This is a genomic window from Streptomyces sp. NPDC002055 (genome assembly GCF_040296705.1).
GTDB lineage: Bacteria > Actinomycetota > Actinomycetes > Streptomycetales > Streptomycetaceae > Streptomyces.
In genome coordinates, this window is the sequence record NZ_JBEOXS010000012.1 from 90,063 (window position 1) to 105,298 (window position 15,236).

Genomic DNA, 15,236 nt, shown 5'->3' on the forward strand with positions numbered 1-15,236 from the left:
CCCACGCGGCCCGCGCGGGGGACCCGCTTGCCGCCGGGGTCACCGGACCGAGGGCGCCGCGGGCGCCTGCGGCCGGGACCGCGGTACGCGGTCGGGCTTCGACTCCGCCATGTCTCCGCCCGGCGCCCCTGGCCCCGTCCGCCTCCCGCGTCGCCGGTCGGCCACCGTCCCGTCCTGTCGTCGGCACGACAGCGGACGCCCTCATGCCTCCAGGGTCACCGTGAAGGAGAAGCGGTCCCCGCGGTAGCGGATCCGCGCCACGTCGACCACCCGGCCGGAATCGTCGTACGTCACGCCCGTGTAGTGCAGGATCGGGCTGAGCAGCGGCACGTTCAGCAGCCGGGCGGTCTCCGGGTCGGCGAGCCGGGCCTCGACGGTGTCCGTGATCCGGCTGATCCGCACCCCGACCGCGTCCCGCAGCACCTTCGTCATCGGCAGGCGCGTCAGATCGGCGAGGTCGATCCGCTCGGCGAGCTCGGGCCGCACCGCGTTCTCGGCCCAGTTGGTCGGTTCGCCGCTGCTCTCCTCGCAGCGCAGCCGCCGGTACTCCACCACCTCGTCCAGACCGGGGAAGTGCTCCGCCAGTTCGGCCGGGACGGGCACCGTCCCGTGGCTCAGGACCGTGGCCCGCTCGCCCGACTGCTGGGCCACGATCGCGTCCACCGAGCCGAGCAGCCGGACCGGGGCGCCGCGCTGTGCGGACGGCTCGATGAACGTCCCGCGCCGCCGGTGCCGGCTGATCAGCCCCTCCGCCTCCAGCTCCTTGAGGGCCTGGCGCATGGTGAGCACGCTGACCCCGTAGTGCTCCGCAAGCCGGTCCTCGGTCGGCAGCCGCAGCGGCTCCTGTGGGCGGCGGCCCAGTATCGAGGCCCGCAGGGACTGCGAGACCTGGTACCACAGCGGCAGCTTGCGGTTCAGTACGAGGGAGTCGGGGGCGAAGGTGGTCACGGTGCGGCTCCGGGGCGATGACGGCTGGGCCGGGGGCCGCGGGCACCGGTGTCGGGTGCGGCCGCGGCTCCGGGGGACCGGACCGGGGCGGGGTGCCGGGGCCGGTCCGCGGTGCCTCCGGGGGCTGTCATCGGGTCGGGCAGGGCGCGCGGTGCCTGGCACCGGTCCCGGATCCTGCCCGATCCGACTACGGTCCCTAGGGACGGTCCCCGGGGCGGAAGTTCGCCTCCAGACCCTGCCACACGTCGTCGTAGCCGCGCTGCAGGTGTCCGGCCTCCGCTGCCTGGCGGGTGGCGGTCACCGGCCAGCGGGTCTCGAACATGAAGGCCAGTCCGTCGTCGATCTTCTGCGGCCGCAGCTCGGCGGCGCTCGCCCGGTCGAAGGTCTCCCGGTCGGGACCGTGCGCCGACATCATGTTGTGCAGCGAGCCGCCGCCCGGCACGAACCCCTCCGCCTTGGCGTCGTACGCGCCCTCGATGAGGCCCATGTACTCGCTCATCACATTGCGGTGGAAGTACGGCGGCCGGAACGTGTCCTCGCCCACCAGCCAGCGCGGTGCGAACACCACGAAGTCGACACCGGCGAGGCCGGGGGTGTCCGACGGCGAGGTGAGCACGGTGAAGATCGACGGGTCCGGGTGGTCGTAGCTGATGCTGCCCAGGACGTTGAAGCGGCGCAGGTCGTAGACGTACGGCACGTGGTTGCCGTGCCAGGCGACGACGTCCAGCGGGGAGTGGTCGTAGGTGGCGGTCCAGAGGTTGCCGCAGAACTTGTTGATCACCTCGACGGGGCCCTCGCGGTCCTCGTACGCCGCCACCGGCGCGAGGAAGTCGCGGGCGTTGGCCAGCCCGTTGGCGCCGATGGGCCCCAGGTCGGGCAGGACGAACGGCTGCCCGTAGTTCTCGCACACATAGCCCCGGGCGCTCGCGTCGAGGAGCTCGACGCGGAACCGCACCCCGCGGGGGATCAGCGCCATGTGCCCCGGTTCGGCCCGCAGCAGGCCGAACTCCGTGCGCAGCAGCAGCCCGCCGCGCTCGGGGACGATCAGCAGCTCGCCGTCGGCGTCCGAGAACACCCGGTCGGTCATCGAGGCGGTGGCGTGGTAGAGGTGGATCGCCATGCCGGTGCGCTGCTGGGCGTCGCCGTTGCCGCCGAGGGTCCACAGGCCGCCGACGAAGTCCACCGGGCCGTCCGGCCCGGGCAGCGGGTTCCAGCGCAGCCGGTTCGGGTCCGGGACCGCCTCGGTGAACGGGGCGCTGCGCAGGGCGCCGTTGTCGGTGCGGACGAACGCCGGGTGCGCGGCCGACGGGCGGATGCGGTACAGCCAGGAGCGGCGGTTGCGCGCGCGTGGCTCGGTGAAGGCGGAGCCGCTGAGCTGCTCCGCGTAGAGGCCCAGCGGGGCGCGCTGCGGAGAGTTGCGGCCGAGTGGCAGCGCGCCGGGAATCGCCTCCGAGCTGTGCTCATTGCCGAAGCCGGGGGAGTGGGCCAGTCCCTCGGCCGCCTTCCTCGCCTGCTCGATGTCGCCGCTGTTGCTCATCGCGTGCTCCCGCCGCTCAAGGAATCCTATGGGAGACCATAGGAATGCCGTCGGGGGTCCGTCAATGACGTCCCGGCCCCGCCGGCGCCCTTCCTGGCTCCTCGGGTCATGGCTCTTCAGGGGCTTCATGGGCCTTGAGGGGCTTCATGGGTCTTCCCAATACGTGAGCCCTGCTCTACTTTTCGCGCATGGCCTCTTCGGCATGGACACGAAAAGTGGCTGCTCTGCTGGTCGTGCTGGCCGCGCTGCTGGTGACTGCGCCCGCCGCGGAGGCGCACGAGGAGCGCGAGGTCCGCTTCCCCGACGGCACCGGCAGCGTCCCGGCGTACCGGAAGGGCGAGCCGGACCTGCTGGTGTGCAAGACCGGCGGGCGCGAATTCGAGCGCCGGGTCGCGGGCTTCCCCGAGGACCTGCGCCGCCGCAACCTCCAGCTGTACGAACGGTGCCGGAAGGACGGCTTCCGGCACCTTCAGGCCGCGGTCGACGCCGTGGACCGGCCGGGCATGAACATCGCCGTCCTGCCCGGCCGCTACGAGGAGGAGCCCTCCCAGCCCGCGCCCACCGGCGCCTGCGCCCGGCTCACCGCGCGCCAGGCCGCCCTCGGCTACCAGATCCTCTCCTACGCCCAGCAGCGGCAGTGCCCGCACAACCAGAACCTGGTCGCCGTCCTCGGCAAGAAGAACCTGCAGATCGAGGGCACCGGCGCCGGGCCGCGCGACGTGGTCGTCGACGCCGGGTACCGCAAGCTCAACGCGATCCGGGCGGACGGCTCCGACGGCGTCTACTTCCGCAACTTCACCGCCCAGCGCACCACGTTCAACTCCCTCTACGTGCTGGCCGCCGACGGCTTCGTCATCGACGACGTGCTCACCCGCTGGAACGACGAGTACGGCTTCCTCACCTTCGCCAGCGACCACGGGCTGTACAAGAACTGCGAGTCCTACGGCAACGGCGACTCCGGCATCTACCCCGGCAGCGCCTCCGACATCAACGACGGCCGCGGCTACGCCGTACCCCGCTACTCCATCGAGATCCGGGGCTGCCGCAGCCACCACAACATGGTCGGCTACTCGGGCACGGCCGGGGACTCGGTCTGGGCGCACGACAACGAGTTCGACCACAACATGGGCGGCGCCTCCATGGACAGCGCCTTCCCCGGGCACCCCGGACTCCCGCAGAACCACGCCCGGTTCGAGCGCAACCTCATCCACGACAACAACCAGGACTACTATCCCTACGTCGCCGACGGGACCTGCGCCCGGCCCTCCGCCGAGCGCGGCTACGAGCGCGGGGTCGTCTGCCCGCAGATCTCCATGCCGCCCGGCACCGGCGTCATCACGGCCGGGGGCAACTGGAACGTCTTCGAGGACAACTGGGTCTACGGGCACCACCGGACCGGCTTCTACCTGAACGCCGTGCCCGCCTGGATCCGCGGCGAGGAGGCGTGGTCGAAACAGACCGACACCTCGCACCACAACCGGTACGCCGGCAACCGGCTGGGCCTGACCCGCGGCGGCGAGCACCGGCCCAACCACACCGATGTGTGGTGGGACGGCCAGGGCCGGGACAACTGCTGGCAGTCGGACACCGGCGCCAGCAGCCCGCGCACCCTGCCGGTGTGCGGACGGACGCCGGGGGACGTCTCCGGCGGCTCCCACCGCTTGCTCGCCGAGCCGGTGAAGATCGCCCAACTGCTGGTCTGCGCCGACTACGACGTGGGCGCCCGGCGGCTGCCCGCGGGCTGCGACTGGTACGGGGCGCGCGGCGCCGAGCGGATCGAGGTGCAGCTCGCGCTGGCCGTCGCCACCGTCCTCGCCCTGGTCGGCGGGGTGCTCTGGTGGCGCCGGCTGCGGCACCACCGCTGGGCCACGGCCGCCACGGCGCTGGGCGCGGCCGGGCTGGCCCTCGACGTGGCCGGCGCGACCGTCTCGCTGGCGCCGACCGCCGTACCGCCACTGGCCCTGCTGTGCACCGGGGTGTGGTGGGTCGTCGTCGGGCTCGCGCTGCGCGGGCGGCGGCCCGCGTTCGGCTGGAGCACCGTGGTGCTCGGAGCGCTGACGCTGCTGGACGCCTTCGACAAGGCCGTACTGCTGGTCCCCTGGCTGCCGTTGAGCCCCGCCTGGCTGCGCGGCCTGCTCGGGGTGGTGTGGGTGCTCTGGGCCGTCGTGGCCTCGGCACGGAGCACCGGTCCGGCGCCACGGCGGACGGACGAACGGTCCGCGGACCCGGCGGGAGCCGCGGCATGACGGGGCCGGGGAGCCGGGCACGCCGAACCCGCCCGCGGTACCGCGCGGGGCGGCCGGCCCGGTCCGCTGCCGTCGCGCTGGCCCTCGCACTGATCCTCGCGCTGGGCGCCGCCGGCTGTGCCGAGCGGCCCACCACCCATCACAAGCCCGGCACCCGGCACGACGTCGCCGACGGGCCGGCCGGCCGGCTGCTCACCGCCGACGACGGCGACGGGCACCGGCTGCGGGAGGTTCCCGCGCGCGGCGCGCCGGCCGTCACCGTGACCGTCCGGCCCGACGCGGAGGACGGCTGGAACGTCCGGCTGGACGTCCGCCGCTTCCGCTTCACCCCGGACAGCGTCGGCGGCGCCGCCGTACCCGGCGGCGGCCACGCCCATCTCCTGCTCGACGGGCGCAAGCTGGCCCGGGTCTACGGCCGTTGGCACCACCTGCCCGCCGCCGGTGTCCCGGCCGGCCGCCACACGCTCACCGCCCGGCTCTACGCCGACGACCACACGGCGTGGGCGGTGCGCGGCCGCCCCGTCCAGGGCGCCGCCCGGCTCACGGCCACCGCCGCGGGCAGCGGGCACGGCGCTCCCTCCCAGGGCCACGGCCACCACCATCCGCCGGAATCCGGCCGGCCCTCCTCGGGCAGTGGCGACGCGGGCGGGGGACCGGGCGGCGCACCCCCGGCCACCGGGCAGGGACGGCCGCGCGCCGACCGGACGATCACTGTCCGGATCGCCGACGGCCGGGTCACCCCCCGCCCCGGCCGGATCGAGCTGCGCAAGGGCCGGCGGATCGCCCTGCGCGTCACCAGTGACACCGACGACGAGCTGCACGTCCACGGCATCGACCGGTCCGCCGCGCTGCGGGCCGGGCGGACCACCACGCTCACCGTCGTCCTGGACCGCACCGGGCTGTTCGAGGTGGAAACCCATGGATCCGGGCTGCTGCTGGCCCAGCTCGCCGTCCGGTGATCCGCCCCCTCGCGCACGGCGTCGGCTCCTCGCACGACCTGCCGATCTCGCCGTTCCACGCCTACGCCGGAGCGTTCGCCGCCCTGTTCGTGTCGTTCCTCGCCCTGGGGCTGCTCTGGTCCGACTCCCGGTTCCGCGGCGCCGACGGAGGCCGTCCGCTTCCCGCCGCGGTCCGGCGGGCCGCCGACGCGCCCGCCCTGCGCACCGCACTCCGGGGCCTCGGCCTCCTCGCGGGCTCGGCCGTCTGCCTGTTCCTGCTGGCCGGGCCCGACGATCCCGACCGCAACCCGGCACCCGGCGCCGTCCACGTCCTGTTCTGGGTGGGGCTCGTCCCGGCCTCGCTGCTGTTCGGCCCGGTGTGGCGGCTGCTCAACCCGCTGCGCGCCCTGCACACCGGGCTCTGCCGCGCCCTGCGCCGCGACCCCGCCACCGGCCCCGTTCCGCTGCCCGGCCGCCTCGGCCACTGGCCGGCCGCCGCCGGCCTGCTCGCCTACACCTGGCTCGAACTCGCCTCGCCCGAGCCCGCGTCGGCCGGTGCCCTCCTCGCCTTCCTCACCGGCTACGCCCTCGTCCAGCTGGCGGGCGCCGGCCTCTGCGGGCGCGGGTGGTTCGACCGGTGCGACGCCTTCGAGGTCTACTCGGCGCTGCTCGGACGGCTCGCCCCGGTCGGCCGCCGGGCGGACGGACGGCTCGTCCTGCGGAACCCGTTCGACGGGCTGGACGCGACCCCCGCCGTGCCCGGACTGGTCGCCACGGTCTGTGTGATGCTCGGCAGCACCGCCTACGACGGCTTCTCCGACGCGCCCTCCTGGATCGACACGGTCCAGACCTCGCCGCTGGGCCGGACCCCCACCGCCACCCTGGGCCTCCTCGGAGCCGTCGCCCTGGTCGGGGTGCTGCACACCGTCTGCGCGGGCGTCGTCCGCCTCATCTCCGGCCCGGTGCCCCGGCCGTTCACGGCCTTCGTCCACGTGCTGCTGCCGATCGCCGCGGGCTATCTGATCGCCCACTACTGCACGCTGCTGCTCACCGAAGGACCGCGCACCCTGCTCCTGGCGGCCGGCGGTCGCCCCGCGGACGGCCCGGCGCCGCCGCTCGGGCCGGGTGCCCTCGCCGCACTCCAGGTCACGGCCGTCGTCACCGGCCACGTCCTCGGGGTCGTCGCCGCCCACGACCGGGCCGTACGGCTCTTCCCCGCGGCACGTGCCGTCGCCGGTCAGCTCCCGATCCTCGTGCTGATGATCGTGTTCACCCTCGGGGGCATCGGGCTGCTCATCGCCTGACCGCCCCCTCCGATCGCCGCGGACGAATGGCCTGCGTACCGTGGCCGGCCGCCCGTCGTGCCCCGCCGGACCACACCCGGTCCCGAGCGCCGGAGAGGGGAAGGCATGATGGACCCCGTGCCCACGTCCAGCGACCAGCAGTCCCGCCCCACCCTGCGCTGCATGCCCGTGCAGCAGCGCAGCGCCGAACGCCTCGAACGGATCCTCGACGCCTGTGCCGAGGTCCTGGACGAGGTCGGCTACGAGGAGCTGACCACCCGCGTCGTGGCGCTCCGCGCCGGGGTCCCGATCGGCTCCGTCTACCGCTTCTTCAGCAACAAGCGCGCGCTGGCCGACGCCCTCGCCCACCGCAATCTCGAGGTCTACATCGCGCGGGTCAACGAGGGGCTCGGCGCGGCCGACCCGCTCGACTGGCGTCGCGCGCTCGATGTGGTCATCGATGTCTATATCGGGATGCGGCGGGACATAGCAGGCTTCTCGCACATCGACTTCGCGGTGCCGGTGCCCGCCGCCGGAATTCCCGACCCTGCCAACCACCTCGTCGCCGACCGGCTGTGCGATCTGCTCGCGGGACGGCTGGGCCGGCAGCCCGACGCCGAGCTGCGCCGTACGTTCCTGGTCGCGGTCGAAGCCGCCGACGCGCTGCTGCAACTCGCCTTCCGTACCGAGCCGTCCGGTGACCGAGCGATCATCGCCGAGACCAAGGAGCTGGTGCGGGCCTATCTGGCGCGCCTTCTCGACTGAGGAGGGCCGGTCCGCCCCCCACCCCGCCGCGTTCCTCCGACTGCGTCGCCCGCCGACGACGCGCGAGCGGACGGCGGATGGTCCGACGACGCGCGAGCCGACGGCGCATGATGGGGCGGGCCCCCGCCTGGAGGTCCCGCCCCATCGTCACGAGGTCATACCGCAAGGGAACAGTGCGGCAAGGCCCGTGCGGCCGGGCTCAGAAGCGGTCCGGGGCACGCCCCGGGATCGGGGACCCGGGGAGCGCGTCCCGCTTCCGGTTCTTCCGTGCCTCCGCGTTCGAATCGGCCGTCGCCTTGCAGGTCACGTCCTTCGCCGGGAGCTTGCCGGTGAGCAGGTAGCGGTTGACCGTGCCGTCCGTGCACGCGTTGCCGTTCGGGTAGACGCCGTGGCCCTCACCGCCGAGGACGGTGAGCATCTTCGAGCCCTTCAGGTCGGCGTGCAGGGCCTGAGCGCTGGGCAGCGGGGTCTGGCTGTCCCACTCGTTCTGGACGATCAGGGTGCCGGCCCGGTTGCTCACCTCGGTCGCCGGTTCCACGGACTTGCCCCAGAACGCACAGGGCTTGATGCTGGACGCGAAGTCACCGTAGAGCGGGTAGCGGCCCTTGTCCTCGATGGCGTCCCGCCGGTAGCTCTCGGGATCGCGGGACCACGCGGCCGAGTTGTCGCCGCACACCACGGCCATGAGGCTCGCCGTCGTGTTGTCGGACGGCCCCTCCGCGGCATCGGCGGCGGCACCCGCCGTCCCGGTTCCCCCGGACCCGGTGAACACCGCGAGCTTCTTCGCGGAGGCGGGCCTGCCGTCCGCGGCCTTCTTCAGCTCCACGAGCCCCTCGGCGGCCACCTTCGGGCTGAAGACCGCAACGCGGAAGCCGCTCCGGATGTCATCACCGGTGGTCGGCTGCCCGTCCACCTCGATGGGCTTGACGTCGGCCTGCGCGACCAGGTCCCAGAAGGTCCGCTCGACCTTCTTCGGGGTGTCACCGAGGCCGTACTTCCGGGAACGCTCGGCGGTCCACTCGCTCCACCGGTCGAACGCGGGCTCGGCGCCCTCCGCCCACCACTGCATCATGCCTCGCCAGGCGCGCGCCGGATCGACCGCGCTGTCCAGCACGAACCGGTCGGCCCGGCGCGGGAAGAGCTGAGTGTAGACGGCGCCCAGGTAGGTGCCGTACGAGTAACCCACGTACGAGATCTTCTTCTCGCCGAGGACCGCCCGGAGCAGATCCATGTCGCGCGCGGTGTTGCGCGTGGTGATGTGCCGGAGCGTGCCGCCCGCCTTGTTCCGGCACTTCTTCGCGACCGTGCGTGCCCAGGCGACGTCCTTGTCGAACGTCTTCGCCTTGTACGGCCGCAGCCAGTTCTCCTCCTTCGGCTTCAGACCGCAGGAGACGGGGCTGCTGCGTCCCACACCGCGCGGGTCGAAGCCGATGAGGTCGTACTTCTGCCGGCCGGACCGGGGGAGCGACTCCTTCATGCTCAGCGGCATGAAGAGCCCCGGTCCCCCCGGGCCGCCGGGGTTGGAGAGCAGGACGCCGTGCCGCTTGCCGGGCGCGGTGCTCTTGATCCGGGATATGGCCAGATCCATCCGCTTGCCCTCAGGAGCCCGGTAGTCCAGCGGGACCTTGATCGTGGCGCACTGGAAGGTCGCCGGAGCGTCGGCACTGCACCGCTTCCACCGAGGCTTCTGCTGCACGTACCGGTCCAGCGCGCCCTTGGCGGCGGACGAGGAGGCGGTCGACGGGGTGGCGGCCGGAGCGGCGGTGGCCGTGGCGGTGGCGAGCGCGGGAGCCAGCGTCGCCGTGACACTCACGGCCACCAGGGGCGCGAGACGTCGTCTGCGCACGATATCGATCCTTCCGGTCGTAAATTTCGGACAGGAGAGATCTTTCAGGGACTGACCCCGCATGCGGATCCCTCGCCGGGGCTGCACCTCTGTCCACCCTGGGGATGACACAACAGCCGTGGGTGGTACCCGAGTTGTAGGGGGATGGGCCGCTCTCGGCCACCTGTCGCGACGGACGGACCGACGTCCGGGGCTCCCCTCGCATGCGTACCGGTCGGTATGGTCGGAGCGTCGTGCCGCGCCGCCGCAGCCGTGCCCCGGGAGGGACCGAATGAGCCGTACCGCCCTGCGTATCTGCCCGTTGTGCGAGGCCACCTGCGGCCTCACCCTCACCGTCGACGGGGACAGGGTCACCGGGGCCCGCGGCGACCGCGACGACGTGTTCAGCGCCGGCTTCATCTGCCCCAAGGGAGCCGCCTTCGGCGAGCTCGACGGCGACCCCGACCGGCTGTCCCGGCCGCTCGTACGGCGTGACGGAGAGCTGCGGGAGACGAGTTGGGAGGAGGCGTTCGACGCGGTCGCGGAGGGGCTGCGGCCGGTGATCGACGCCCACGGCCCGGACGCCGTCGCCGTCGTCCTCGGCAACCCGAACGTCCACACCATGGCCGGCGCGCTCTACCCGCCGCTGCTGCTCGGGGCCCTGCGCACCCGCAACCTCTACACCGCCAGCACCGTCGACCAGATGCCCAAGCACGTCTCCTCCGGGCTGCTCTTCGGGGACCCGTTCGCCATACCCGTGCCGGACCTCGACCGCACCGCCCACCTGCTGCTCATCGGGGCCAACCCCTTGGACTCCAACGGCAGTCTGTGCACCGCCCCCGACTTCCCCGGCCGGCTCAAGGCGCTGCGCCGCCGCGGCGGCACGCTCACCGTGATCGACCCGCGCCGCACCCGCACCGCCCGGCTCGCCGACCGGCATGTGGCCATCCGCCCCGGGGCGGACGCGCTGCTCCTCGCCGCGCTCGTCCAGGTGCTGTTCGCCGAGGACCTGGTCGACCCGGGCGTGCTCGCGGACCGGGTCGACGGGGTCGCCGAAGTCCGCGCCCGGAGCGCCGACTTCACGCCCGAGGCGGTCGCGGGGGCCTGCGACGTCCCCGCCGCGGAGATCCGGGCCATCGCCCGGGAGCTGGCCGCCGCCCCCACCGCGGCCGTCTACGGGCGGGTCGGCAGCTCGACCGTCGAGTTCGGCACCCTCGCCAACTGGCTGGTCGACGTGCTCAACACCCTGACCGGAAACCTCGACCGGCCCGGCGGCGCGATGTTCCCGCTCGCCGCCACGGCCCGCGCGCCCCGGCCCGCCGGTCCCGGCAAGGGCTTCGACCTCGGGCGCCGGCACAGCCGGGTCAGCGGCCATCCGGAGGTCAAGGGCGAATTCCCGCTCGCCGCCCTGGCCGAGGAGATCGACACTCCCGGGGACGGGCGGGTCCGCGCCGTGCTCGCCGTCGCCGCCAACCCCGTGCTGTCCGCGCCCGACGGCGACCGCCTCGACCGGGCCCTGGCCGGCCTGGACTTCATGGTCGCCGTCGACCCGTACCTGAACGAGACCTCCCGGCACGCCCAGGTGGTGCTGCCCCCGCCGAGGCCCGCGCAGAGCGCCCACCACGACTTCGCGTTCAACGGGTTCGCCGTCCGCAACCAGGTCCGCTACACCCGTGAGGTGCTGCCGCTGCCCGACGGCCGGCCCGACGAATGCGAGATCCTCGCCAGGCTCGTGCTGTGCGTCAGCGGGATGCACGGGGCCGACCCGTCGGCCGTCGACACCCTGGCCATCGACACCGCCCTCGCCAAGGCCGTCGCCGACCCGCACTCACCCGTCCACGGCCGGGATCCGGCCGGCCTGGCCGGGCAGCTCCACGGCCGCACCGGCGCCGAGCGGCGGCTGGACCTGATGCTCCGGCTCGGCCCGTACGGCGACGGGTTCGGCGCGCCGGGCGCCGCCGGACCGGAGCAGGCGCCCGGCGGCCTCGGCCTGGAGGTGCTCCTCGCCCATCCGCACGGCATCGACCTCGGTCCGCTCGCGCCGCGCCTCCCGGAGCTCCTGCGGACCCGCAGCGGAAAGATCGAACTGTGCCCGGAGCCGGTCGCCGCCGACCTGCCCCGGCTCCGCCGCGCCCTGACCGGCCGCCCCGCCGGACTCGTCCTCGTCGGCCGCCGCCATCTGCGGTCCAACAACAGCTGGATGCACAACCTGCCCGCGCTCACCGGCGGCAGCAACCGCTGCACCCTCCAGGTCCACCCGGAGGACGCCGGCCGGCTCGGTCTGGTGCACGGCGCGGAAGCCGAGGTGACGGCGGACGGCGGCGGGCTCCGGGTGCCCGTCGAGGTGACCGACGCCGTCCGCGCCGGAGTCGTCAGCCTGCCGCACGGCTGGGGCCACGACCGGCCCGGCACCCGGCTCCGTGTCGCCTCGGCCGACGCCGGAGCCAATGTGAACCAGCTCCTCGACGGCAGCCTGCTCGATCCGCTCTCCGGCACCGCCGTCCTCAACGGCTTCCCCGTGCAGGTGGCCCCGGTGCGCTGAACCTCCAAGGGTACCGCGTTGACCTGGTCTTTTGCGCTTATTGCTCACGCGTCAAGGTCTTGTTCACGCGGAGTTCGGCCCCCTACGGTCGTCCGGACCGCCACCGGCGGCTGCCGGGACTGCTCGCCCCCGGTGGAGTTCACGGGCGAACGATTGGTGTCCACCCCATGCTGACAATCCTCGGATTCGTCATGATCGCGGCGTTCCTGACGCTGATCATGACCAAGAAGATGTCCCCGATGGCAGCGCTGGTCCTCATTCCGGCACTGTTCTGCGTCCTCGTCGGGCAGGGCGCCCATCTCGGGGACTACGTGCTCAAGGGCATCGGCGACCTCGCGCCCACGGCCGCGATGCTGATGTTCGCCATCGTCTACTTCGGCGTGATGATCGACGTCGGGCTGTTCGACCCCGTCGTCCGGGTCATCCTGCGGTTCTGCAAGGCCGATCCGATGCGGATCGTCGTCGGCACCGCCGTGCTCGCCGCGGTCGTCTCGCTGGACGGCGACGGCTCCACCACCTTCATGATCACGGTGTCGGCGATGCTGCCGCTCTACCGGCGGCTGAAGATGAGCCTCGTCGTGATGACCGGTGTCGCCGCGACCGCGAACGGCGTCATGAACACCGTGCCGTGGGGCGGCCCCACCGCCCGCGCCGCCACCGCGCTCAAGCTGGACGCCGGCGACATCTTCGTCCCGATGATCCCCGCCCTCGGCGTCGGGCTGGTCTGCGTGTTCGTCCTCGCCTACGTCCTCGGGCTGCGCGAGCGGAAGCGCCTCGGCCTGCTCACCCTCGACGGGCCGGCCGAGGAGGCCCCCGGCCGGGTGACCGAGAAGGCCGCCGAGCAGGAGACGGCGGAGCAGGGCGAGCCCGTGCTCGTCGGCGCCGGAGCCGGCCCGGGTGCCGGTGCCGCCGCCGGAGGGGACGGCACCGGGGCGCCCGCGCAGCGCGGCACCGGCGGAGCCGGAACGGCCGGCGGCACCGACGCCGACCACGACGACGCCCCCACGGACGCCGTCCTCGACCCGCAGCGCGCCACGCTCCGCCCCAAGCTCTACTGGTTCAACGCCGCCCTGACGGTCGCCCTGCTCGCCCTGCTCATCCTGCAGACGCTGCCCATCCCGGTGCTGTTCCTGCTGGGCGCGGCCATCGCGCTGACCGTCAACTTCCCCCACATGCCCGACCAGAAGGCCCGGATCGCCGCCCACGCGGAGAACGTCCTCAACGTCTCCGGCATGGTCTTCGCCGCCGCCGTGTTCACCGGCGTCCTCACCGGCACCGGCATGGTCGAGCACATGGCGCGGGCGGTCGTCGACGCGATCCCCGACGGCATGGGCCCGCACATGGGCCTGGTCACCGGCCTGTTGAGCATTCCGTTCACCTACTTCATGTCCAACGACGGCTTCTACTTCGGCATCGTGCCGATCCTCGCCGAGGCCGGCGCCGCCCACGGCGTGGCCCCCGTCGAGATCGCCCGCGCCTCGCTCGTCGGCCAGGCCCTCCACATGTCCAGCCCCCTCGTCCCGGCCGTCTACGTCCTGGTCGGCATGGCCAAGGTGGAGTTCGGCGACCACACCCGGTTCACCGTGAAGTGGGCGGCGCTCACCTCGCTGGTGGTCCTCGCCGCCGGACTGCTCTTCGGCATCATCTGATGGCACTCCCGGATACGGGGCCCGGCAGGGGCTGGCTGCTGCGCCTGGTCATCGCCTTCTCCTTCGCGCAGGGGGCGGTGTCCATGGCGCGGCCCGCCGTCTCCTACCGGGCCCTCGCACTGGGCGCCGACGCCCGCGCCGTCGGCGTCATCGCCGGGGTCTACGCCCTGCTGCCGCTGTTCGCCGCGGTCCCGCTGGGGCGCAGGACCGACCACGGCCGCTGCGCCCCGCTGCTGCCCGCCGGCGTCGCGCTCATCGCGGCGGGCTGCGCGCTCAGCGGCACCGCCGGGTCGCTGGCCGCCGTGGCCGCCTGGAGCGGGGTGATGGGACTGGGCCACCTCTGCTTCGTCATCGGCGCCCAGAGCATCGTCGCCCGGCAGAGCGGACCGGCCGAACAGGACCGGAACTTCGGGCACTTCACCATCGGCGCCTCGTTCGGCCAGCTCGTCGGCCCGGTCGCGGCGGGCTTCCTGGTCTCCGAGCACAGCGGACGGATGGGACCCACCAGCGCCACCGCCCTGCTCGTCGCCGCCGCGGTCGCCGCGGTCTCCGTCACCTCGCTCTGGCGGATCGAACACCGCACGGGGCGCCGGGACCGGGCGCCGGGCGAAGCCGCCGCCGGCCGGGTGCCCGTCCACCGCATCCTGCGCACCCGCGGTGTCCCCGCCGGGATCTTCACCAGCCTCGCCGTGCTCTCCGCGACCGACATCCTCACCGCCTACCTCCCCGTCATCGGCGAACACCGCGGCATCGCACCCGCCACCATCGGAGTGCTGCTCAGCCTGCGCGCCGCGGCGACGATCGCCTGCCGCCTCGTCATGACCCCGATGATCCGGCTCGTCGGCCGCACCGCCCTGCTGGCCGGGAGCTGCCTGCTGGCCGCGCTGCTCTGCGGCGGCATCGCCGTGCCGCTGCCCGTCCCGGTGCTGGCCGGGGTGCTGGTCGCCCTCGGCTTCTGTCTCGGCGTCGGGCAGCCGCTGTCGATGACCACGGTGGTCCGGGCCGTTCCCGCCGGATCCCGCTCCACCGCGCTCGCCCTCCGGCTGACCGGCAACCGGCTCGGCCAGGTCGCCGCGCCCGCCGGGGCGGGGCTGCTGGCCGGAATCGCCGGTACGGCCGCCCCGTTCGTCACCCTCGGCCTGCTGCTCCTCGTCGCGGCGGGGGCCGCGGCGCGTCCGGGCGGCCCGGCCCCGCCGCCTCCCGCGCCGGACGCGGACCCGGACGCGGACCCGGGCCCGGAGCGGGAACCGGCCGGCCGGACCGCGCCAGGCCTCGGGCGGGAGACCGTGTCCCGGGGCGAGCGCCGGCCGGGTTCCGCGGGGGCCGACCGGACGGTGTGAGGGCCGGACGAGGCCCCGCGGATTGCCAACGGCACGGTGTACGGCCTCGCGGGCGCGGGCGCGGTCCGGTCGGACGACGAGGAGGCGCTCGCCTTCGCCCGCCGCCTCGACACCGGACAGGTCGACATCAAAGGCGGCCGCTTGCGACACCGCTCGCCGGCCG

10 protein-coding genes and 1 pseudogene are annotated in these 15,236 nt (G+C 73.9%); 8 read left to right on the forward strand and 3 right to left on the reverse strand.

Annotated elements, in window-relative coordinates:
• Positions 1-201 precede the first annotated feature (201 nt).
• Together ABT112_RS09865 and hmgA are read right to left on the reverse strand one after the other, a co-directional pair.
• Entirely contained in the window at positions 202-948 is a 747-nt protein-coding gene (locus ABT112_RS09865) for a GntR family transcriptional regulator (protein ID WP_351507508.1), read from the reverse strand.
• Between the two features lie 196 nt (positions 949-1,144).
• Complete coding sequence (gene hmgA / locus ABT112_RS09870) at positions 1,145-2,485, reverse strand: homogentisate 1,2-dioxygenase (protein ID WP_351507509.1); 1,341 nt, start codon at positions 2,483-2,485, stop codon at positions 1,145-1,147.
• 215 nt (positions 2,486-2,700) lie between these two features.
• Between hmgA and ABT112_RS09875 the strand changes: the two genes are divergently transcribed.
• The 4 genes from ABT112_RS09875 (at position 2,701) to ABT112_RS09890 (ending at position 7,717) form a co-directional block, all read left to right on the forward strand.
• Positions 2,701-4,731: a right-handed parallel beta-helix repeat-containing protein gene (locus ABT112_RS09875; protein ID WP_502975303.1), complete on the forward strand. Its 2,031-nt coding sequence runs from the start codon at positions 2,701-2,703 to the stop codon at positions 4,729-4,731.
• Positions 4,728-5,690 (forward strand): cupredoxin domain-containing protein, encoded by a 963-nt coding sequence (locus ABT112_RS09880; RefSeq protein WP_351507514.1) that lies wholly within the window; start codon positions 4,728-4,730, stop codon positions 5,688-5,690. Before ABT112_RS09875 ends, ABT112_RS09880 begins: the two co-directional genes overlap by 4 nt.
• On the forward strand, positions 5,690-6,973 hold the full coding sequence (locus ABT112_RS09885) for a hypothetical protein (RefSeq protein ID WP_351507627.1): 1,284 nt from the start codon (positions 5,690-5,692) through the stop codon (positions 6,971-6,973). The genes ABT112_RS09880 and ABT112_RS09885 overlap by 1 nt, the downstream gene beginning before the upstream one ends.
• A gap of 108 nt (positions 6,974-7,081) precedes the next feature.
• A complete protein-coding gene (locus ABT112_RS09890) occupies positions 7,082-7,717 on the forward strand; it encodes a TetR/AcrR family transcriptional regulator (protein ID WP_351507629.1) in 636 nt (211 codons plus the stop codon).
• 199 nt (positions 7,718-7,916) lie between these two features.
• Here the strand turns inward: ABT112_RS09890 and ABT112_RS09895 are convergent, their stop codons facing one another.
• Complete coding sequence (locus ABT112_RS09895) at positions 7,917-9,563, reverse strand: alpha/beta hydrolase (protein WP_351507515.1); 1,647 nt, start codon at positions 9,561-9,563, stop codon at positions 7,917-7,919.
• Positions 9,564-9,834: 271 nt separating this feature from the next.
• Here ABT112_RS09895 and ABT112_RS09900 point away from each other — a divergent pair, with 271 nt between their 5' ends.
• The 4 genes and pseudogenes from ABT112_RS09900 to ABT112_RS09915 all read left to right on the forward strand — a co-directional run.
• Positions 9,835-12,084: a molybdopterin-dependent oxidoreductase gene (locus ABT112_RS09900; protein ID WP_351507517.1), complete on the forward strand. Its 2,250-nt coding sequence runs from the start codon at positions 9,835-9,837 to the stop codon at positions 12,082-12,084.
• A 167-nt stretch (positions 12,085-12,251) separates the two neighbouring features.
• Positions 12,252-13,733, forward strand: a complete 1,482-nt coding sequence (locus ABT112_RS09905; protein WP_351507519.1) for a CitMHS family transporter — start codon at positions 12,252-12,254, stop codon at positions 13,731-13,733.
• Positions 13,733-15,073, forward strand: coding sequence for an MFS transporter (locus ABT112_RS09910; RefSeq protein WP_351507521.1), 1,341 nt, complete (start codon positions 13,733-13,735; stop codon positions 15,071-15,073). The genes ABT112_RS09905 and ABT112_RS09910 overlap by 1 nt, the downstream gene beginning before the upstream one ends.
• A gap of 6 nt (positions 15,074-15,079) precedes the next feature.
• Positions 15,080-15,232: pseudogene (locus ABT112_RS09915) on the forward strand (aldehyde dehydrogenase family protein); the annotation flags it as partial.
• Positions 15,233-15,236: the final 4 nt, after the last annotated feature.

Bases quoted from the DNA above. Each gene is read 5' to 3' on its own strand.
- ABT112_RS09905 (WP_351507519.1), top strand. From the start codon at position 12,252: ATGCTGACAATCCTCGGATTCGTCATGATCGCGGCGTTCCTGACGCTG.
- ABT112_RS09880 (WP_351507514.1), top strand. From the start codon at position 4,728: ATGACGGGGCCGGGGAGCCGGGCACGCCGAACCCGCCCGCGGTACCGC.
- ABT112_RS09900 (WP_351507517.1), top strand. From the start codon at position 9,835: ATGAGCCGTACCGCCCTGCGTATCTGCCCGTTGTGCGAGGCCACCTGC.
- ABT112_RS09890 (WP_351507629.1), top strand. From the start codon at position 7,082: ATGGACCCCGTGCCCACGTCCAGCGACCAGCAGTCCCGCCCCACCCTG.
- ABT112_RS09910 (WP_351507521.1), top strand. From the start codon at position 13,733: ATGGCACTCCCGGATACGGGGCCCGGCAGGGGCTGGCTGCTGCGCCTG.
- hmgA (WP_351507509.1), bottom strand. From the start codon at position 2,485: ATGAGCAACAGCGGCGACATCGAGCAGGCGAGGAAGGCGGCCGAGGGA.